At 43.8% G+C, this 20,541-nt stretch carries 16 protein-coding genes; 11 read left to right on the top strand and 5 right to left on the bottom strand.

Annotated features, from left to right (window positions below; all coding sequences use genetic code 11):
* The first annotated feature begins 2 nt into the window (after positions 1 to 2).
* The 3 genes from HYN49_RS03535 to HYN49_RS03525 are packed head-to-tail and all read left to right on the top strand — an operon-like array spanning position 3 to position 3,398.
* Entirely contained in the window at positions 3 to 1,352 is a 1,350-nt protein-coding gene (locus tag HYN49_RS03535) for a tetratricopeptide repeat protein (RefSeq protein ID WP_108902834.1), read from the top strand.
* Positions 1,349 to 2,119, top strand: a complete 771-nt coding sequence (locus HYN49_RS03530; protein ID WP_108902833.1) for a DUF4292 domain-containing protein — start codon at positions 1,349 to 1,351, stop codon at positions 2,117 to 2,119. The genes HYN49_RS03535 and HYN49_RS03530 overlap by 4 nt, the downstream gene beginning before the upstream one ends.
* A gap of 19 nt (positions 2,120 to 2,138) precedes the next feature.
* Entirely contained in the window at positions 2,139 to 3,398 is a 1,260-nt protein-coding gene (locus HYN49_RS03525) for a murein hydrolase activator EnvC family protein (RefSeq protein ID WP_108902832.1), read from the top strand.
* A 231-nt stretch (positions 3,399 to 3,629) separates the two neighbouring features.
* On the opposite strand, the gene HYN49_RS03520 is transcribed toward HYN49_RS03525, so the two are convergent.
* Both HYN49_RS03520 and HYN49_RS03515 read right to left on the bottom strand, forming a co-directional pair.
* Positions 3,630 to 4,592, bottom strand: a complete 963-nt coding sequence (locus HYN49_RS03520) for an OmpA/MotB family protein (RefSeq protein ID WP_108902831.1) — start codon at positions 4,590 to 4,592, stop codon at positions 3,630 to 3,632.
* Positions 4,593 to 4,718: 126 nt separating this feature from the next.
* Positions 4,719 to 5,480, bottom strand: a complete 762-nt coding sequence (locus HYN49_RS03515) for an exodeoxyribonuclease III (RefSeq protein WP_108902830.1) — start codon at positions 5,478 to 5,480, stop codon at positions 4,719 to 4,721.
* Between the two features lie 212 nt (positions 5,481 to 5,692).
* Here HYN49_RS03515 and HYN49_RS03510 point away from each other — a divergent pair, with 212 nt between their 5' ends.
* Together HYN49_RS03510 and HYN49_RS03505 are read left to right on the top strand one after the other, a co-directional pair.
* Positions 5,693 to 7,501, top strand: coding sequence for a GNAT family N-acyltransferase (locus tag HYN49_RS03510; RefSeq protein WP_108902829.1), 1,809 nt, complete (start codon positions 5,693 to 5,695; stop codon positions 7,499 to 7,501).
* A 324-nt stretch (positions 7,502 to 7,825) separates the two neighbouring features.
* Positions 7,826 to 9,115: an OmpA family protein gene (locus HYN49_RS03505; RefSeq protein ID WP_108904938.1), complete on the top strand. Its 1,290-nt coding sequence runs from the start codon at positions 7,826 to 7,828 to the stop codon at positions 9,113 to 9,115.
* A gap of 109 nt (positions 9,116 to 9,224) precedes the next feature.
* Here the strand turns inward: HYN49_RS03505 and HYN49_RS03500 are convergent, their stop codons facing one another.
* Together HYN49_RS03500 and HYN49_RS03495 are read right to left on the bottom strand one after the other, a co-directional pair.
* Positions 9,225 to 10,268 carry an AMP-binding protein gene (locus HYN49_RS03500; RefSeq protein WP_108902828.1) on the bottom strand — a complete coding sequence of 348 codons (1,044 nt, stop codon included), beginning with the start codon at positions 10,266 to 10,268 and terminating at the stop codon, positions 9,225 to 9,227.
* Positions 10,269 to 10,271: 3 nt separating this feature from the next.
* Complete coding sequence (locus HYN49_RS03495) at positions 10,272 to 11,180, bottom strand: CPBP family intramembrane glutamic endopeptidase (protein WP_108902827.1); 909 nt, start codon at positions 11,178 to 11,180, stop codon at positions 10,272 to 10,274.
* Between the two features lie 87 nt (positions 11,181 to 11,267).
* On the opposite strand from HYN49_RS03495, the gene arsC reads away from it, so the two are divergent.
* The 3 genes from arsC (at position 11,268) to HYN49_RS03480 (ending at position 15,182) form a co-directional block, all read left to right on the top strand.
* On the top strand, positions 11,268 to 11,612 hold the full coding sequence (gene arsC, locus HYN49_RS03490) for an arsenate reductase (glutaredoxin) (protein ID WP_108902826.1): 345 nt from the start codon (positions 11,268 to 11,270) through the stop codon (positions 11,610 to 11,612).
* 90 nt (positions 11,613 to 11,702) lie between these two features.
* Positions 11,703 to 14,234 carry a TonB-dependent receptor domain-containing protein gene (locus HYN49_RS03485; protein WP_108902825.1) on the top strand — a complete coding sequence of 844 codons (2,532 nt, stop codon included), beginning with the start codon at positions 11,703 to 11,705 and terminating at the stop codon, positions 14,232 to 14,234.
* A 75-nt stretch (positions 14,235 to 14,309) separates the two neighbouring features.
* Positions 14,310 to 15,182: a cation diffusion facilitator family transporter gene (locus HYN49_RS03480; RefSeq protein ID WP_108902824.1), complete on the top strand. Its 873-nt coding sequence runs from the start codon at positions 14,310 to 14,312 to the stop codon at positions 15,180 to 15,182.
* Positions 15,183 to 15,211: 29 nt separating this feature from the next.
* On the opposite strand, the gene HYN49_RS03475 is transcribed toward HYN49_RS03480, so the two are convergent.
* Positions 15,212 to 17,257 (bottom strand): M13 family metallopeptidase, encoded by a 2,046-nt coding sequence (locus HYN49_RS03475; protein ID WP_108902823.1) that lies wholly within the window; start codon positions 17,255 to 17,257, stop codon positions 15,212 to 15,214.
* 117 nt (positions 17,258 to 17,374) lie between these two features.
* On the opposite strand from HYN49_RS03475, the gene HYN49_RS03470 reads away from it, so the two are divergent.
* The 3 genes from HYN49_RS03470 (at position 17,375) to feoB (ending at position 20,537) form a co-directional block, all read left to right on the top strand.
* A complete protein-coding gene (locus HYN49_RS03470; RefSeq protein WP_108904937.1) occupies positions 17,375 to 18,043 on the top strand; it encodes an SCO family protein in 669 nt (222 codons plus the stop codon).
* 146 nt (positions 18,044 to 18,189) lie between these two features.
* Entirely contained in the window at positions 18,190 to 18,429 is a 240-nt protein-coding gene (locus HYN49_RS03465; protein ID WP_108902822.1) for a FeoA family protein, read from the top strand.
* Positions 18,429 to 20,537 (top strand): ferrous iron transport protein B, encoded by a 2,109-nt coding sequence (feoB, locus tag HYN49_RS03460; RefSeq protein WP_108902821.1) that lies wholly within the window; start codon positions 18,429 to 18,431, stop codon positions 20,535 to 20,537. Before HYN49_RS03465 ends, feoB begins: the two co-directional genes overlap by 1 nt.
* Positions 20,538 to 20,541 lie beyond the last annotated feature (4 nt).

The raw sequence follows: 20,541 nt of genomic DNA, 5'->3' as shown, positions 1-20,541 counted from the left end.
TTATGAGAAGGATTTTTTTATTATTGGTTATACTGCTTACCGGTTTCAGGCCGCAGGCGCTCCATGCCCAGGGTGAACCTGAGGATATTGCCGCGGTTTCGGACCAGTTCCAGGAGTCTTTTTTCGAATCCCTGAAGCAAAAAGGAATCGAGAATTATGACAAGGCGGTGGAATCATTAGAAAAATGCCTTAAGCTGCAACCGAATAATCCGGTGGTTTTAAGTGAGCTCGGCAAAAATTACCTGCATCTTAAAAGGTATAAGGAGGCTTATGAAGCGTATGAGAAAGCCTCACAAATCGAGCCTAAAAACCGTTGGTATCTGGCCGGGATGTATGATGTAACCTATGAGACCAAAGATTACAACAATTCCATTACGCTGGTACAGAAACTGGTCCCGTTTGATGACAGTTATAAGGAAGACCTCACCTCTTTGTACATGAAAACGGGACAATTTGATAAAGCCCTTGCAATGATCAACGAGCTTAACGAATCCGTTGGGCATTCCGATAAAAGGGATGCTTACAAAGCTGACATCCTGAAAGATACAAAATATCAGGGTTCTGAAAAGGACAACCTTATCGATCAGATTAAGAAAAACCCGAAGGAAGAGTCGAATTATATTGCCCTGATTTACCTCTATTCCAACAGCAACCAGGAACAGAAAGCACAGGAAATCGCAAAACAGCTGGAAAAGGAAATCCCGACATCAGACTGGGCGCAGGTAAGCCTTTTCAAATTCCATTTGAATAATAATGACGGCGATAAGGCGGTCGTTTCAATGAACCAGGCTTTGAAAAGCAGCAAGATTGACAATAAAGTGAAGCAACGCATCATCAACGAGTTTTTGATTTTTACCAAAACCAATCCCAAATATGATGCCGATCTTGAAAAAGCCATCGGTTATGTGAATGGCGATAAGGATGTAAATGCTGCAAAGGAGTTGGGTAAATTCTACCAAAACCAAAAAGACTGGGCCAAAGCCGCAAAATATTATGAAATCGATGCCGCAAACCATCCCGACGACCTTGAAACCAGGATCCTGATGCTCCAGGCTTACGCCGAAAACAAGCAGTTTGATGTTTTGGCAAAAAAAGCCGATGCACTGATCGAATTGTTTCCGCTGCAGCCGGAATTATATTATTTCTCAGGATTGGCATACAACCAGCTCAAGGATTTCAAAAAGGCTAAAGACACCCTTGAAGCCGGAATCGATTACCTTGTCGACAACCGCGATATGGAAATCAATTTCAATATCCAGCTCGGGGAAGCCTGGAATGGCCTTGGCGATGCTAAGAAAAAAGAACAGTATTTCCTGAAAGCCGACCAGTTATTAAAAAAGAAAAAGCAATGAAAAAGTATATCAGCCTCGGAGTTCTGATGCTGTTGGTTTCCTGTAAATCGACGAAAGGACTGGTGTCCGAAACCAATGCCACGACTACGTTGACGGCGGCAAAAGTCATCGAAAACCACTACAGCACCCAACGTGATTTTAAAACGCTCTACATCAAAGCCAGTGTTTCTTATAAAGACGACAGGCAGTCACAAAATGTCAATGCTGAAATCAAGATCAAAAAGGACGAAAAAATCCTGGTGAGCATCCGCGTGCTTGGCATTACAATGGCTAAGGCACTGATTACGCCGACTGAAGTCAAATATTACGAAAAAATCAACGGCAAGTTTTTTGAAGGCGATTATTCGACACTGAGCAAGTGGCTGGGGACCGACCTCAATTTCAGCAAAGTCCAGAACATGCTCATCGGGCAGGCGATGGATGATCTTAAGAAAGGCAAATACAAATCCTCAATCGAAGATAAATTTTACAAACTCGAGGATTTGAATGGCCAGGAAACCCAAAAGGAATTTTATTTCGAAGCCTCTAAATTCCTGACCAAAAAACAGGAAATCGAGCAGATGCAAAAAAACCGCATGCTGCATGTCTTCTACCCGAATTACAAAGAATATCCGGTAATGTCACTGCCTACCGAAATAAAAATCGAGGCTTTTGACAACCAAAAGAAAACCGCCATCAATATTGAATACCAAACCGTCAATTTCAACGAGGACCTTACATTTCCATACAGTGCGCCTGATGGTTATGAAAGGGTCAATATTGACTAGATTTGCAAAAACCAATACTATGCCAAAAACAATCTTAACGTTTTTATTCCTGTTTGTTTCTGCCTTCGGCTGGAGCCAGATCGACCAGGAAAAACTCGAAAAGCGCAAAGCCGAAATCCAGGAGGAAATCCGGGAAAAAGAGCGTTTACTGGAATCGCAGAACCAAAAACAGAAATCAGTTACCACCATTATCGCCCAGCAGACCGAAAAAATCAAGTTGCGCGAGAAGCTCATCAATACTACTGAAAAACAGGCAAAAGGCCTAAAGAACGACATGTACATCAACCAGCTTGAAATCAACCGGCTGAACCGCGACCTCACCGACCTTAAGGCGGAATATTCCAAAATGGTCGTCAAGTCATACAAAAGCCGCTCACAGCAAAGCCGGGCGATGTTTTTACTGTCTTCCAAGAATTTCCTGCAGGCATACAAGCGCGCGCAGTACATGAAGCAGTACGCGAATTACCGTCGTGCGCAGGGCGCGCAAATCCAGAAGAAGCAAACCGAGCTGGCGCGTTTCAACAGTAAGCTTGATGCACAAAAAAGCGAAAAGCAGAAACTGCTTGCAGAACAGGAAGAGGAACGCAAGACCCTCGAAAAAGAAAAACAGGAACAGGAAAAGCTCGTCAATTCCATTAAGAAAGACAAAAAGAAAATTGCCGCCGAAATCAAGAAAAAGCAACAGGAAAGCCGTGCCATCGATAAACAGATTGATAAATTGCTTCGCGCTGCAATTGCCGAAGCCAATAAAAAGGCAGCAGCGGCCAACCTGAAGGCAAACCCGAAAACGACTACAGCTGCCGAAACCAAAAAAACGGAAACGTCAACAAAAATCGTACTGACACCTGAGGCAAAACTCGTTTCGGATAATTTCAAGGCAAATAAAGGAAAACTTCCATGGCCCGTGGAAAAAGGAACTGTCACTTTGCGTTACGGCGACCAGCCACATCCGTTGATCAGCTCGCTCACGGTACACTGCAGCGGCGTCGAGATCACTACGGATAATGATGCGAGTGCCCGTGCGGTATTCAGCGGAACGGTTTTCAGTGTCCAGAAATTATCCCCGATCAATACCGCCGTAGTGATCCAACACGGGGATTTCTTTACGCTTTATCAAAACCTGAGCAGCGTTTCAGTAGGTAAGGGAGATAAAGTATCGACCAAGCAAACCATTGGAAAGGTAAGGCACAACAACGACACGGGAAAGACGGTTATCAAATTCATGATTGCGCAGAATACCACCTACCAGAATCCGGCGAGCTGGCTGTATAATATGTAGGATAAACGCTACACTATGGAAACGCCTTCGGCTACAGACACGAATACCTCACGGTTTGTGAAAGTAATTGCCTCCGATGGATTCAAGTGCGGATTATATGCTTTAACAGTAATAAAAAAAACCAGCCCGAAAGCTGGTTTTTTTATTGAAAATGTAATTTTGAACTCAGGCACTCAGGCACTCAGGCACTCAGGCACTCAGGCACTCAGGCACTCAGGCACTCAGGCACTCCTACAAATCATTCAGCATCTTACTGATTTCGTCCAGTTTTGGCGTTAAGATGATTTCGATACGGCGATTTTTCGATTTGCCTTCTGTGTTGTCGTTTGACGCGATTGGGGCGAATTCCCCGCGACCTGCAGCGGTGAGGTTTTGCTTGTTGATGCCTTTATTCTCTGAAAGGATGTTCACTACAGCCGTAGCGCGTTTTGTGGAAAGGTCCCAATTGTTCTCTATGCCGCCCACGGCACCTGCAAATTTATCGTTATCGGTATGCCCTTCAATAAGTACGGCGATTTCTGGGTTTTGCGCCAAAACCTTTCCGAGTTCGGTTACGGCTTTCTTGCCTTCTGCGCCGACTGTCCAGCTTCCGGTCTGGAACAACAGTTTGTTTTCCATGGAAACATACACTTTGCCATTTTTCTGTTCGATGGTAAGTCCTTTTCCTTCGAAGGCATTCAACGCTTTTGAAAGTGTTTCCTTCAGTTTTTTCATGCCGGCTTCTTTTGATGCCATCATTTCCTCGAGTTCGGTGACGCGGTTTGACCGTTCCTGGAAATCGGCCATAAGTTTGTTGATGCGCTCCTGCTCGGCGGCAAGGGCTTTTTCCTTGGCTTCCAGTTTTGCCAGAAGTTCGCGGTTTTTAGTCATGTTCGATTGCAATGCGTCATCGCTGTTTTTTTCCAAAGCGCTGTAAGACGCCTGCAGCGTTTTCATATTGGCATTGGCGGCAGCAAGATCCGCCTGCAGTTTATCGCGTTCGGATTTGGTCTTGTCGTATTCCTTTTGAAGGTTCGATTGGTCGATTTCGAGCTTGTTCTTGTCGGCGAGCAGCGCTTCATTGTCGTCGGCCATTTTGCGGCTTTCTTTTTTCAGGTCGGCGAATTTGTTCTCGAGGTCGGTGTAAACTTTTTTAGATACGCATGAACTGGACAAAGCCATAATCAATAGTGCGGCGGAAACTTTCTTAATCATTTTTGTAGGTATTTAATAGTGTACTGTAATCGTTCATTTTTCTGTGAACCCTAGCCCCGATTGCAGGCGGTATCCTTGCTGTAGCGCAGCGGAAGCAAGATAAAGCCGTAAAGCGGGATCATGCTCCTAAATAATCTCGGCCAAAACCGGGCAATGGTCTGAATGTTTCGCATCCGGCAAAATCACGGCGCGCGTCAGCCTGTTTTCGATGGTTTTGCTGACCAGAATGTAATCGATGCGCCAGCCTTTATTGTTGCCACGGGCACCGGCGCGGTAACTCCACCACGTATAATTGTGCGGATTCTTGTTGAAATGGCGGAAACTGTCGACAAAGCCACTTTTCATAAAGATATCGAGCCACGAGCGCTCCTCGGGAAGGAAGCCTGAAACGGTCTTGTTGCGTATCGGATCGTGGATGTCGATGGGTTCATGGCAAATGTTGTAATCGCCGCAAATGATGAGGTTGGGCATACGCAGGCGAAGGTCTGCAATGTAGTTATGGAAATCGTCCATGTACATGAACTTGTGGCTCAGGCGGTCGATGTTGGTTCCCGATGGCAAATAGAGGCTCATCACTGAGACATCGTCAAAATCTGCGCGGATGTTGCGCCCTTCGAAATCCATGTGGGGAATTCCCGTGCCGTACACCACATCATTGGGTTTTATTTTTGAAAGTATCGCCACGCCGCTGTAACCTTTTTTCTGGGCGGGATACCAATAATGGTAATGGTATCCCAGGTTTTCGAATTCATGCAACGGAACCTGGTCGGGCGTGGCCTTGATTTCCTGAAGGCAGATCACATCGGGATTGGCCTGTTCGAGCCATATGAGGAATCCTTTGGAAATCGCGGCGCGTATTCCGTTAACATTATAAGAGATTATTTTCATTGTAATTTAAAATGAGGTTCACCAAAAATATTCGAAAACGCGGCATGATAAAAACGAAAATATAAAAACTGTCAACAGAGATATGCACAAAATCAATTAGGAATTGGGAATTACAAATTACGATTTCGCAATTCCTAATTTGAAATTCGTAATTAATTCCGTGAGTGCCATTTTTTTCTATCTTTGTTTTCACCTAAAAAACAAGACAACAAATGGGTTTAGTGACCGCAAAGGAAGTGGCTAAGGCAATCAATGCGACCAAGTACGGGTTTCTCGGTACTTTTGCGGGTTGGATGCTGATGAAAGTGCTGAAGATTTCGCGGCTGAACGCCATTTATGATAAAAACAAGCATCTCAGTGATGTAGCCTTCCTGAAGGCCATTTTGGACCAACTTGAAATCCGTTTTGAAATTCCGGAAGAAGACCTGAAAAGGCTGCCTAAAGACGGTGCTTATATTACAATTTCAAACCACCCGCTTGGTGGTGTCGACGGCATTTTGCTTTTGAAACTGATGCTGGAGCGCGAACCGAATTTCAAGATTATCGCCAATTTCCTGCTGCACCGCATTGAGCCTTTGAAGCCCTACATTATGCCGGTGAATCCTTTCGAAAACCATAAAGACGCGAAATCGAGCGTGGTCGGGATTAAGGAAACGTTGCGTCATTTGAGCGACGGCAAGCCTTTGGGGATGTTCCCTGCCGGGGAAGTTTCAACCTATAAGGACGGAAAACTTGTTGTAGACAAGGAATGGGAGGAAGGCGCAATTAAAGTCATCAGAAAGGCGCAGGTTCCCGTGGTGCCAATTTATTTCCATGCGAAGAACAGCCGCTTCTTTTATACTTTATCAAAGATTGGCGATACGCTGCGTACGGCGAAACTGCCATCGGAATTGTTTTCACAGAAAGACCGCATCATTAAGGTACGTATCGGAAAACCGATATCGGTGAATGAGCAGAATGAACATAAGACGATTGAGGAATACTCGGAATTCCTTCGGAAGAAGACGTATATGCTCGCCAATCCTTTCGAAAAGGAACACAAACTGATCAACACACCGAACCTGAAAATCCCGAAAAGTCCGAAGCAGATTGCGACCGCCGCAAGTAATGACATGATGATTCAGGAAGTCGCAAACCTCAGAAAACAAGACTGCAGGCTATTGCAAAGCAAGAATTACGAAGTGTTTTTTACCAAAGCGGATAAGATTCCGAATATCTTACATGAAATAGGGCGTCTGCGCGAGATTACCTTCCGTGAAGTGGGCGAGGGCACTAACGAATCGACAGATCTTGACCGGTATGACAATTATTACTACCACATGTTTCTGTGGGATGAGGATACCAACCAGATTGCAGGTGCTTACCGCATGGGACTGGGTTCTGAGATTTTTGCCAAGAGCGGGATTGAAGGCTTTTACCTGCATGAATTGTTCCGTTTTGAACCCGAACTGTATGACATGATGAGCAAATCCATTGAAATGGGAAGGGCCTTTATCATTAAGGAATACCAACAGAAGCCAATGCCATTGTTCTTATTGTGGAAAGGAATTATTCATACCACGTTACGTTATCCTGAGCATAATTTCCTGCTGGGCGGCGTAAGCATCAGCAACCAGTTTTCGGAGTTTTCGAAATCGCTGATGATCGAGTTCATGAAATCGAATTATTATGACCCGTATATTGCGCAGTATGTACATGCCAAGAAAGAATTTAAGGTAAAGCTTAAGGATGCCGATAAGGATTTCATTTTTGATGAGGCCGAATCTGATTTGAATAAATTCGATAAGATTATCGATGAGCTAGAGCCGGGAAGCCTGCGTTTGCCGGTCCTGATCAAGAAATACATCAAGCAGAATGCCCGGGTAGTGGCATTTAACGTAGATCCGATGTTTAATAATGCTGTCGACGGATTGATGTATATCCGTATTGCAGACATTCCTGAAAGCACCATGAAACCTGTCATGGAGGAGTTTCAGGCTGAACTTGAAAGAAAACTCCTCGAAAAGGGCGAAACATTGTAATTTAGTTCCTAAGAAATGGCCATTTCATCTCTTTTTAGGACGACATCTGTGTGTAATTTTGTAAAATAAGTTTCCTTATTCGTAACAAATCTAAAATTTACAAAAAAAATTATAATTTATTGATAATTAATCATTTATTAACTTACTAATAAAATTATGATTAATTTTAAAAATTACCGCTGATTTGAAAAAATCCGCATTATTTTCTGCGATATTATAAAAAATTCTTATTTTATGATTTAAATACGCTCTTTTACTCGTTAAATTTATTTCATTCGTATTGCAAAAAATTGTATGTTTGTAAAAAATTTAAAACTTAGAATGATGAAAAAACTTTTACTCACATTAACTTTCGTTAGTACATTGAGCCTTAGTGCCCAGACGGATACTGAGACAAGTTCAGAAAGCACTGACAACGGTTTCAACAAATGGTCTCTCGAACTTAACGGAGGTGTAAATAAGCCTTCAGCTCCATTTGCGCCTGGATACTTCTCAGCTACACCAAGCTTTTTTAATGCTGACTTTGGAGTTAGATATATGTTTAACAACAAGTTTGGTGTGAAAGCAGATTTCGGATATTACAAGTTGCAGGACAATGAGAGTTCGCTTCATTTCAGCACTAAATACTATAGAGCTGACTTACAGGCGGTAGCCAACGTTGGACGTATCATGAACTTTGAAACATGGACCAAAAGAATAGGTGCTTTAGTACACATTGGTGGTGGTTACATGCAATTCAGGAGTGATAATTTAAGTTACACTGACCGTGGAGGAAACTTCATCATTGGACTTACAGGCCAATATAAACTTGCTAAAAGAGTGGTGTTGACAGGAGATTTTACTTCTGTTACAAACGTTGCACAGGATAAAACTTTCGACGGAACGTCAGGCACAGGACAGATCAGAGGATTTGCCGGTGGGATCTTCTCAGGAACTATCGGTCTTACTGTTTACCTAGGAAGCCATGAAGAGCACGCAGACTGGTATGTTGAATCTTCTGTAAAAGATGAAGAAGTGGATGCGCTTAAGAAAAGGGTTGACGATCTTGAAACCATGCTGAATGATACTGATAAGGATGGTGTGCCGGATTACCTTGATGCTGAGCCAAACTCTTTAACAGGTGTTGCTGTTGATTCTAAAGGAAGAACAGTGGATACTAACGGAAATGGTATTCCTGATGAATTGGAAAGCTACATGGATAAAACATATGGCGCTGGTAATACGAACAACAATACGAACATCAACAACACGCCAAACAACAATGCTTTGGTGAAAGCGCTGATCAACGATGGTTATGTTACCACTTACTTCGATTTCAACAAATCAACTCCGACAAACGTTTCTACAGAAGGTATCGATTTCATACTTACTTATTTGAGGAACAACCCGACAGCGACCGTTGACATCATCGGACATGCTGACGAAATCGGAAGAACACCTTACAACGATAAATTATCTCAGGCAAGGGCTAACAATGTGAAAAACACGTTGATCAAAGCTAAAATCGATCCTTCAAGGCTGAACGTAGTTCCTGCAGGTGAAGATGCTTCTGTAGATAAAGAGTCTGCTGGTGCAAGAAAGCTAGTAAGAAGAGTTACTTTCAAAGTGAAATAATCTTTCAATATCCTCATAAAAAAAACCCTGAAGCAATTCAGGGTTTTTTATTTTTGGGAATTTAAGACTGGAAAATTATAGGATTGCATGTCTTAAAATCCTTTCTGCATTATTGTGCCAATGAATCTTTCCTGATGATTTTCCCATTTCCGGTCTCTTTGAAATGATCCACAAAAACAACCTCTTTAGGCTTTTCATATTTATCTAGTTTGTCGAAAAGGCCCTCAGGTAAAGTGTATGGCTCGCCTTCAACAACAAGAATGAGTTTTTCTCCCAAATCCTTATCCGCAATGCCGGCTACAAAAAATCTGCGTTCCATACGCTTATAAAGCTTTTCCTCGATCTGCTCAGGGCTCAGTTTGATGCCGCCGCTGTTAATTACATTATCGATACGTCCCTTCCAGATAAATTGTGTATCGGAAATCAAATCAACCAAATCGTTTGTAATAATGACTTCTGATGAAATTTCGGGAGCGGTAATTAGCAGGCAATTCCGGTCATCGACTGCAATGGTTACATTCGGCAATACGGTAAAACTGCGGTCGCCCACTTTTTTAGCGGCAATATGCGACACCGTTTCAGTCATGCCATACGTTTCGAAAGCCTGTCCCGATAATTTTTTGAGTTCCTTTTCAAGTGAGGCATTGATCTTGGCACCACCTACAATCAGTTTCTTCACCCGATGCAATTCCTCAAGGGAGTTTTGCGCCTGTAAGGGCACCATCGCTGAAAAATCATAAGAAGCATCATTATTTTTCAACGGATAGGCTGTCGGGGCGACAAAATCCATATCCAGTCCAAGGATAAAACCGCGCACGAGCATCATTTTTCCCGCTACATATTTCACAGGAAGGCAGTTCAGGACTTTATCCCCGGGCGAAAGATCAAAGAAATTGCCTGTCGCCAGGGCAGAATTCACCATTGCCTGTTTTTCCACGCGGATTACTTTGGGAATCCCCGTACTGCCGCTGGTATTCATTTCGATATAATCGTTATGATCGAACCAGTCGAGCAAAAAATGACCGACCGGCCTCTCGAAATCGTCGCCTTCTTTTATAAAACTGTATGCAACACGGCACAAATCGTCACGGTCAAGGTGAAAGCCATTCAGTTTAAACTGATTGTGTACATTAAGGTATGTTGGGGTATTCATTGTTTAAAGGTTTTGATTTTCAACAGGAGGAAGCACAATTTTGCCCAAAAGCTTTTCCTTCCATCCGGACCATTTGTACTTCTTACTAAAGATAAATAAAAGTATCGGGAAAACGACGAGTACCGGGAAAATGACTTCCAGTCCTGCGGAAGGCTCAGACTTGTCGATCAACACGGAATCCGTTTGGAACACCGTCCAGTCCGATGTCACCAAAAGCGCCCCGGTAATATTATTGGCGGCATGGAAACCCAAAGACAACTCCATGCCTTCATCCATCAGGGTCATGATTCCCAGTAAAAAACCGGTGCCGATATAATATACCAAAAGGATGTAGCCTATTTTTCCCACCTCAGGATTCGCGCCATGAAGCAGTCCAAATACAATCGAAGTCAGCAGCAGCGGAATCCATTTCCGTTTTGAAACCAACCCGATTCCCTGCATCAGGTAACCACGGAACAGGTATTCTTCAAAGCTCGTCTGGAACGGGATCAGCGTTAAGCTTATCAACGCCAAAGCCAGGAAAGGCCTCAGGTTGAAGTTAAAAACAAAGCTTTCAGGATTTGACTGGTAACTGATAAAAATCAGCAGCGTACTGAAACCGCCCCAAATTAAAAATGAGAAAAAAACCCTGTTCCAGTCGACCTCAGGCCTTGAAGTCGTTAAGGAAAGAATGCTTTGTTTGTGCATGTATTTCACCCAAAACAGCAGTAAAAGCAGCAGGAATGCAAAAGGAATCAGGTTTGAGAGAAAGAACATGCTTTTCCCGTATCGTTCAATCTCATTGCGGATAATGGTATTCGTATCTTCTGCAGAAACCATAAAATTCGCCACCATCAACCCAAGGAATACTAAAGGGAAAGGAATGTAGGCGACTAAATTCCGCCTGTTTTTATACGCTTGTTCGATAAACATAAGTAGTCTTTATTTTGGATCAGGGTTAGGAATGCCTAATTTAATCCAATTTTTACAATTGAAATCGATTACTTTGCAAATAAAACCATGATACAGGTTTACCACAACCCGCAATGCTCAAAATCCCGGGAATGCCTGGCCATCCTTGATGGTTCCGCCCAGGAATACGAGGTGGTGAAATACCTTAATCAAACGCCCGATGAGCAGGAACTCAAAACCCTGATCAAAAAACTGGGCATCAAACCCATCGAACTCGTCCGCACGAAGGAAGCCCTATGGAAAGAAAAATTCGAAACCCGGAAAATGACCAATGCACAAATCATAAAAGCCATGGTGAAGCATCCGATATTAATGGAACGCCCCATCGTGATAAATGGCGACAAAGCCATTATCGGCAGGCCAGTGGAACGCATCCTTGACATTATCCGGTAGGCAAAAACTGTTTTTTAACAAACCATTGTGATTTGCCGCCTAAACCAACCCGTACTTTTGCAGTCGTAAAGCGCTATAAAATTAAGCCTGATGAAATTATCAAGATTTGCAGTCCTTTTGTTCCTGTTTTTTATCCCCTTCATAAATGTTGCACAACAACGCACTGAGGGTGAAAAAGTCAAAGTTTCAGGAAAAATAGTCGAAAAGGGGACCACCATTCCAATGGAATATACGACGATAACGCTCCAGAATACTGCAAACCCGAAAATCGTCACCGGTGGCATCACCAATGAAAAAGGCGAATTTAATTTTGAAGTCAGTGCCGGAACGTATGACATCAAAATTGAGTTCATTTCCTTCAAGCCTTTTGAAATCAAGCAAAAAGCCATTACTGAAAATACCAATTTAGGGACCATTTCACTTGAGCCTGACGCTACCTTATTGAATGAAGTTGAAATTCGCGTCGATAAAACCACGGTGGAAATCAAGCTTGACAAGAAAGTCTACAACGTCGGGAACGACCTGATGGTCAAAGGCGGCACCGTCAGCGATGTGCTGGACAATATTCCTTCAGTTTCCGTTGATGCCGATGGCGTGGTAAGCTTGCGTGGGAATGAAAATGTGCGTATCCTGATCGACGGGAAACCGTCAAACGCCATTAATATTACGGAAGCCTTACGCCAAATCCCGGCCGATGCCATCGACAAAGTGGAAGTGGTTACAAACCCTTCCGCGCGTTACGATTCCGAAGGCGGCGGCGGATTGCTGAACATTATTTTGAAAAAAGGAAAAAACCTGGGCCTCAACGGAACATTGATCCTTTCAACCGGAGATCCGGAGAATTATGGCGCTTCGGGTAATTTGAATTTCAAGTCGGAAGGCTTTAACCTGTTCACCACAACGGGTTACAATTACCGTAACAATCCCGGTAATTCGTTTACCGATACTGAATATTTAAACAGTGATGGGACCACGAGAAACTTCATCAATGAGAAAAGATACAATGAGCGCGTCAGTGAAGGCGTGAATTCGAATTTCGGGATTGATTTGTACCTGGATAAATCGACGACCTGGACCAATATCTTCAACTACCGGAAGAATAACGGCAACAACCCGGAAGAGGTGACTTACAATAATTTTGATGCCAATCACGAGAACCAGTTCGTCACTTCTCGTTTCAACGACCAGAAAAGCAACAGCCAGAATGTGGAATATTCGACGAATTTCACAAAAAACTTTAAAAAACAAGGCCATAAATTTACCATCGACGCTTCTTTCTCGACCAATGACGACCATGACAATTCACAGATCGAAAACAATTCAGACGTATTGAAATTCGAAAAAACCAGCAATGACCAGAGCCAAACCAGGAACATGATCCAGTCAGATTATGTATTGCCAATCGGGAAAAACAGCCAGTTCGAAGCCGGTTACAAAGGCGAATTCAACAAGCTCCTTACCGATTATGAAGTCGATACGCTAAATACCCTAATCAACCGCTACCTGCCCAATCCACGCTATACCAATGAGCTGCAGTACAACGAGAAAATCAATGCGCTGTATACGCAATTCGGGACTAAGATTAAGAAATTTTCAATATTGCTTGGGATGCGATGGGAAGATTCAAACATCACGATTAACCAGTTGACGACTTCCGATTTTAACAATAAAAGATACAGTAACTTTTTTCCAAGTGCTTTCCTGACTTACGAAGTGTCAGATCAATCCAGCCTGTCGCTGAGCTACAGCCGACGCATTTCGCGCCCAAGGGGAAGGCAGATCAACCCGTTTTCCAATTATTCGAGTAACATCAACATCTTCCAGGGAAATCCTGACCTGAATGCGGCTTTTACAGATGCATTGGATCTGGGTTATTTAAAACGCTGGGACAAACTGACGCTGAGCACCTCGATGTACCTCAATAAAACGACTGATTCCTTTCAGTTTATCAGGAAAGAAAGCGGCGATTTTGTGCCCGTGGTTTCCGGCGGAAAAGACATCGTAAACAATGACGGCAGCGTCACAATCGTTGACGGCGAGGATTATGACATCCCGGTAATCTTATCGACACCAATAAACCTGGCTACAGAATACCGCTTCGGATTTGAATTTACACTGAATTATTCACCATATAAATGGTGGAAACTGAATTCCAACTTTAATTTCTTCCGCAACCAGACTGATGGCGATTATACTTATGTGGATTTCAAAGGCAACAGCATTTCGCAGAATTTCGACAATACGGCTTATTCGTGGTTTACGAGACTGACATCCAAAGTAACGCTGCCGTATAAAATCGACTGGCAGACAAACCTGACTTACAACGGTCCGCAGAACAATGCACAAGGCAGGAGTTTGGGAGTTTTCAGCGCGAATCTTGGCTTCAGCAAGGATTTATTTAAGGATAAAGCGACAGTCGCCCTGAATGTACAGGATGTGTTCAATTCAAGGAAAAGGATCAGCGACACCAACCTGCCTTTATTGAATTCCCACAGCGAAATGCAGTGGCGCGTAAGGCAGATTAACCTGTCGTTCACGTATCGTTTCAACAAAAAGAAAAATGAAAAGGAACGCCAGCCTAAACGCGACAGCGGTGATGACGGCGGTGATTTCCAGGGATAAATTTCAGAGGATTGTTTCGGCAATCCTTTTTCGATTTAAGGAATTGGTGTTATCTTTACCATCCGATGATTTGCTATGAACGACAACAAACAAAAAGCCGTCCGCACCGCTTACCTGAGCATTTTCGGGAATATGGCACTGGCTTTCGCCAAAGGCATTGCGGGTTATTTCGGGAATTCGTATGCGCTGATTGCCGATGCGATTGAATCGGCAACTGATGTTTTTTCATCGGTATTGGTGCTTTTCGGCATAAGGTATTCGAGCAAGCCTGCCGATGAAAACCATCCATACGGGCACGGCCGGGCTGAAGCTTTGGTGACGTTTGCAGTAGTCGGATTCCTCTTGGTTTCGGCCACAATCATTGCTTACGAAAGCATCCACAACATCGTCACGCCGCACAAAACGCCTGAGAAATTTACATTGATTGTACTCGGAGCCATTGTCATTATCAAAGAAATCTTTTACCGCATCGTTTCAAAAAAAAGCGACGATGTCAACAGCAGTTCCCTAAAGGCCGATGCCTGGCACCACCGCAGCGATGCGATCACTTCGGCGATGGCATTTATAGGGATTTCGATTGCGATTATTTTCGGCCCGGGTTATGAAACAGCCGATGATTGGGCTGCTTTGCTGGCATCCTTCTTCATCATTTATAACGCGTACATGATTTTCAGGCCGGCTTTGGGCGAAATCCTCGACGAACATTTATACGAAGATGTCATCCTGCAGATCCGCGGTATTGCCAAAACCGTTGAAGGTGTTATCGATACTGAAAAATGCTTCGTAAGGAAAACAGGAATGACTTATCTGGTTGACTTGCATCTCACGGTAGACGGGGAAATTACGGTCACTAAAGGACATGAAATCGCCCACCGCCTGAAAGATGCCATCCAGCATCACATTCCTGAAGTAGCCGACGTACTGATCCACATTGAACCCAACCCATAAAAAATCCCCATCAAGGGGATTTTTTATTTTTACCAGATCCTGACCCTTTTTTCAGACGGGACAAACATGCCGTCACCAGGTTTGATGCCGAAAGCTTCGTAAAAGGCATCCACGTTCTGTAAAGGCACATACGCACGGTACATGGCCGGGGAATGGGGATCGGTTTTTACCTGGTTTTTGATCGCTTCATCACGGATTTTCCCGCGCCAGATCGTTGCCCATGAAATGAAGAAACGCTGTTCCGGCGTGAAACCGTCGATCAATCCGGGATTGCCGTTTTCTTTCAGGTACAATTTCAACCCGTCATAAGCAGCATTGACACCGCCAAGGTCGCCGATGTTTTCGCCCAATGTAAATTTCCCATCCACAAAGGTCCCTTTAAGCGGCTCTAAAGCGCTGTATTGTGCGGCCAGAGCACCGGTCAGATCCCCGAATTGTTTCAGATCATCGGCTGTCCACCAATCGACAAGGTTTCCGTCAGCGTTGTAACGCGCCCCTGAATCGTCAAAACCGTGCGAGATCTCATGACCGATAACGCCGCCGATACCGCCATAATTTACAGCTTCGTCAGCCTGATAATTGTAAAAAGGTGGCTGCAGGATTGCGGCCGGGAATACGATCTCATTGTAAGAGGAGTTGTAATAGGCATTGACGGTTTGCGGTGACATGCCCCATTCGGTTTTATCGACAGGCTTGTGGAGTTTTTTAAGGTCTTCTTCATACTGCCATTTTGCAATATTCAGGCCATTCGTAAAAAAGGAGCCGCCTTTAGCCGGAGGAACGATTTCCAGCGCCGAGTAATCTTTCCATTGATCAGGGTACCCGATCTTGATTGTAAGTTTATGGAGTTTTTCAACGGCTTTCTTTTTGGTTTCAGTCCCCATCCAGGCTAAATTATTGATCCGGATTTCATAAGCGCGCATGATGTTGCGGATCATCTTTTCGGCCTTGGCTTTCGCTTCAGCAGGGAATTTCTTGGCAACATATAATTTGCCGACGGCTTCCCCGAGCGCAGCATTAACTGGTTGCAAAGCCCGTTCTTCGCGCGGAATCTGTTTCAGTGCTCCGGTTAAAGCTTTTGCATAAAAATCCCAGTTTGCTTTTTCGATATCCGTAGAGAGCCTTCCTGAAGCATTCCTTAGCAAAGTCCATTTGAGGTACGCTTTCCACGAATCCGTTTTCTTCTCATTCAGGATTTGGTTTAAAGCGGTAAAATATTTCGGCTGGGTGACAATCAGCGAATCGATTTCAGGCAGTCCCACGCCCGTTAAATATTGTTTCCAGTTTACGGAAGGCATTAATTGCTGTAGCCCGGCGACGGACATCGGGTTGTATGAGAGCCTGCCATCCCTTCGCTGCACGCGGTCAAACCTTGGTTGTGACATCGCGATTTCGATGGACAGGATTTTATCGGCATCCGCTTTTGCCTGTTCCGGCTTTTGTCCGAGATATTGTAACATCCGGGCTACATGTGCGGTGTATTTTTCACGTTTCTCTTTTGAATCGGCATCGTCTGAAACATAATAATCACGGTCAGGCAACCCGAGGCTTCCGGGAGAAAGTGATACGACATTGCGGTTGCTGTTCTTGTCATCCGCATCGATCCTTACCCCAAAAAAACCGATGCCGCCGTAATATTGCATTTCTGCCAGTAATTTCTGCAGGCTTTTGGAGTCATTGACCGCATCGATTTTCGAAAGATACGTTTTGAGCGGGGCGATCCCCTGCTTGTTCCGGTACACGGTGTCCATCGCCGAATTGTAAAGGCTGATGGCTTTTCCCTGATCGGTATCGGATTTGTACACAGGATTTGCAGCAGCTTCTTTTAAAATGTCTAAAATATCCTTGTCGGCTTTTTTTCTTAAATCATCAAAATTTCCCCAACGTGTCTTGTCGGCAGGGATTTCAGTCTTGTCGAGCCAGGCACCGTTTACGAAACGGAAAAAATTATCGTTAGGTTTTACGGTTTTATCCATATTGGCCGTATTGATTCCAGGCTCGTTCTGCGCATTGGCTTCTGCAATCCCGAATAAAATCAGCGGCAATACAAGCCCTTTTTTAATATTTATTTTCATTGGAAGAGATGTTTGTCGAACAAAAATACCGATTAAACTTTGAAACCGCGTTAATTTAAAAGTTAATGCGTGGGCAGATCATGCAGTCTTTCGTATTTTTGCGCCAAAATGATGCTGATGCTTGCCTTCCTAAAAAAATACCGGATTTTTATCATCTCCATGGGCATATTGACGGTGGTTTTCCTTTCGGTTTCTTATAAATTGCTGAGCCCGAAAAAACAATTGCCTGTTTTTAATCCTTCCGATGTGAACCCCGAAATGGTGGATACGGCAATTCAATACGTCAGTAAGAACCATACGATTGCTGATTTTTCATTTGTAAACCAAAACGGGAAAACCATTACGCAAAAAGATTATGAAGGAAAGATTTACGTAGCCGATTTTTTCTTCACGACCTGCCAGACCATCTGCCCGATCATGACCGATAATATGGTCGAGGTGCAAAAGGCAATCAGGAACAATCCAAAGGTCATGCTGTTGTCGCACTCGGTTTTACCGGACCAGGACAGCGTACCGGTGCTGAAGAAATATGCTTTGGATAAAGGCGTCATCGACAGCAAATGGAACCTCGTTACCGGAAACAAAAAGGATATTTATTACATCGCGCGCAAATCATACCTGGCTGTAAAAACCGCCAATGCTTCGGAACTGTATGATATGGTGCATACTGAAAATTTCGTCCTGGTCGATACACAAAGGCGCATCCGCGGGTTTTATGACGGCACAAAACAAGAGGAAATCCAACGCTTGATTAGTGATATTGCGATATTATCTGCGGAAGAATAATATCGGAAAAATTTCAAATTTCAAATTCCGAATTCCGGCTTCAAAGGCATTGGAATCCGGAATTTTAACTTTTGAAAATTGGGAATGTAATCACTCCTGATCTCATTAATTTTTAATACTTTTGCCTTATTCAATCTAAATAAGATTTGCAGACCACCATTGCCCAACTTGAAATAGGCGAAAAAGCCATCATCACTGATTTTGACATCAACGCGGTGCCGTTGAAGTTGATTGAAATGGGCTGTTTACCGGGAAATACCGTCGAACTGCTGCAGATTGCCCCATTCGGGGATCCATTATTCCTCAACATTAATGACAGCCACCTGGCCATCAGGCTCGAAACGGCTTCTGTGATTGAGATTGAAATCCTCAAAAATCCTTCCTGATGGCCGACCACAATATCAAAGTTGCGCTCATCGGAAACCCGAATACCGGAAAGACTTCGGTGTTCAACCAACTTACAGGTTTAAACCAACAGGTCGGGAATTATCCCGGAATCACCGTGGAAAGGAAGCAGGGGTTTTGCAGCCTTCCGTTGGGATTCAAAGGAATCATCCTGGACCTGCCGGGAACGTACAGCCTCAATGCGAGTTCTATCGATGAAAATGTGGTCATCGAATTGCTGCTCAATAAGAACGATAAGGATTATCCGGATGTGGTCGTTTTAGTTACCGATGTAGAAAACCTGAAACGGAATCTGCTGCTTTTCACCCAGATCAAAGATCTTGAACTTCCGACGATTTTGGTCATCAACATGGCCGATCGGATGGATCTGAAAGGCATTACATTGGACATTCCTTATTTGGAAAGCCACCTGAAAACGAAAATTGCACTGGTCAGTTCAAGGAAAAAAACCGGAATCGAGGAATTGAAGAAGCTCATCGTAGATTACAATTCCATTTCCACGGAGCCTTGCCTGAATGCTTCCAATATCGATACCGAGTATTTCAACGGCCTACGGAAAGCATTCCCAAAACAGTCATTGTACAAACTCTGGCTGGTGATTACGCAGGATGTGAATTTCTCAAACCTGAATAAGAATACCATTGATACGCACAATTTTGCCAAACCGAATTCAGAATTGAAACGGTTGCAGCAAAAGGAAACGATAAAAAGATACCAATTCATCAATGATGTCCTCAAAGAAGGCCGTACGATCGACACTGCCAATGCACGCGATTTCCGAAGCCGTTTAGATCGTGTGCTGACTCATAAAGTCTGGGGTTACGTGATTTTCTCGTTCATACTGCTGCTCATTTTCCAATCAATTTTTGACTGGTCAAGCTATCCGATGGATTGGATTGACAACGGTTTTACATGGCTGAGTGCTTTTGCGGCAGAAACACTTCCGAAAGGCATTTTCACCGATTTGATTTCGCAGGGAATCATTCCCGGAATTGGCGGCATCGTCATCTTTATCCCGCAAATCGCGTTCCTTTTCCTGTTCATTTCGATACTGGAAGAAACCGGATACATGAGCCGCGTGGTATTCCTGATGGATAAAATCATGCGCAGGTTCGGGCTTAGCGGCAAAAGCGTCGTGCCATTGATTTCAGGGACCGCCTGTGCGATTCCGGCGATTATGGCGACCAGGAATATTGAAAACTGGAAGGAACGGCTGATCACCATTTTGGTCACGCCATTTACTACCTGTTCCGCAAGATTGCCTGTATATTCCATCATCATTTCACTGATTATCCCGAAAACTAGGGTTTTAGGCATTTTCAACACACAGGGATTGACGTTGATGGGGCTTTATCTTTTAGGATTTGCCACCGCAGTCTTATCGGCTTATATTTTAAATAGGGTGTTGAAAATAAAAGGAAAAACGTTCTTCGTCGTTGAAATGCCCAACTACAAATTGCCGTTGTTTAAAAACGTCGGTTTGAATGTTATTGAAAAAACGAAGGCTTTTGTACTGGGTGCCGGGAAAATCATCCTGGCGATTTCTATAGTACTTTGGTTCCTGGCATCTTTTGGCCCCGGGAAAAATTTCAAAAATGCCGAAAATATCGTGCTTGACGAGATAAAACAAGAGCAGGGAGACTTTGATAAAGTCTACATTGATGAAAGGATTGCTTCGTATAAGCTCGAAAATTCCTATATTGGAATTATGGGGAAAACCATCGAACCGGTCATCAGGCCGCTGGGCTATGACTGGAAAATCGGGATTGCGATTTTGAGTTCTTTTGCGGCAAGGGAGGTTTTCGTGGGTACTTTGGCAACGATTTACAGCGTCGGCGACAGCGACAATGAAACGACGATCAAAGATAAAATGCAGGCAGAAGTCAATCAGGAAACCGGTAACAAAATCTTCAATTTCGCTTCCGGAATGTCATTACTGCTGTTTTATGCGTTTGCGATGCAATGCGCCAGTACGCTCGCCATTACGAAAAAGGAAACCAATACCTGGAAATGGCCGATGGCACAGTTGGTTTTTATGAGCGCACTTGCCTATGTCGTCGCGTTGGTCGCTTTTCAATCCCTGAAATAGTTTG

Origin of the sequence: Flavobacterium pallidum, from assembly GCF_003097535.1 — a bacterium.
Taxonomy (GTDB): domain Bacteria; phylum Bacteroidota; class Bacteroidia; order Flavobacteriales; family Flavobacteriaceae; genus Flavobacterium; species Flavobacterium pallidum.
Note: the sequence above shows the minus strand (reverse complement) of the source record. Positions and strands in the feature narration are given on the sequence as shown.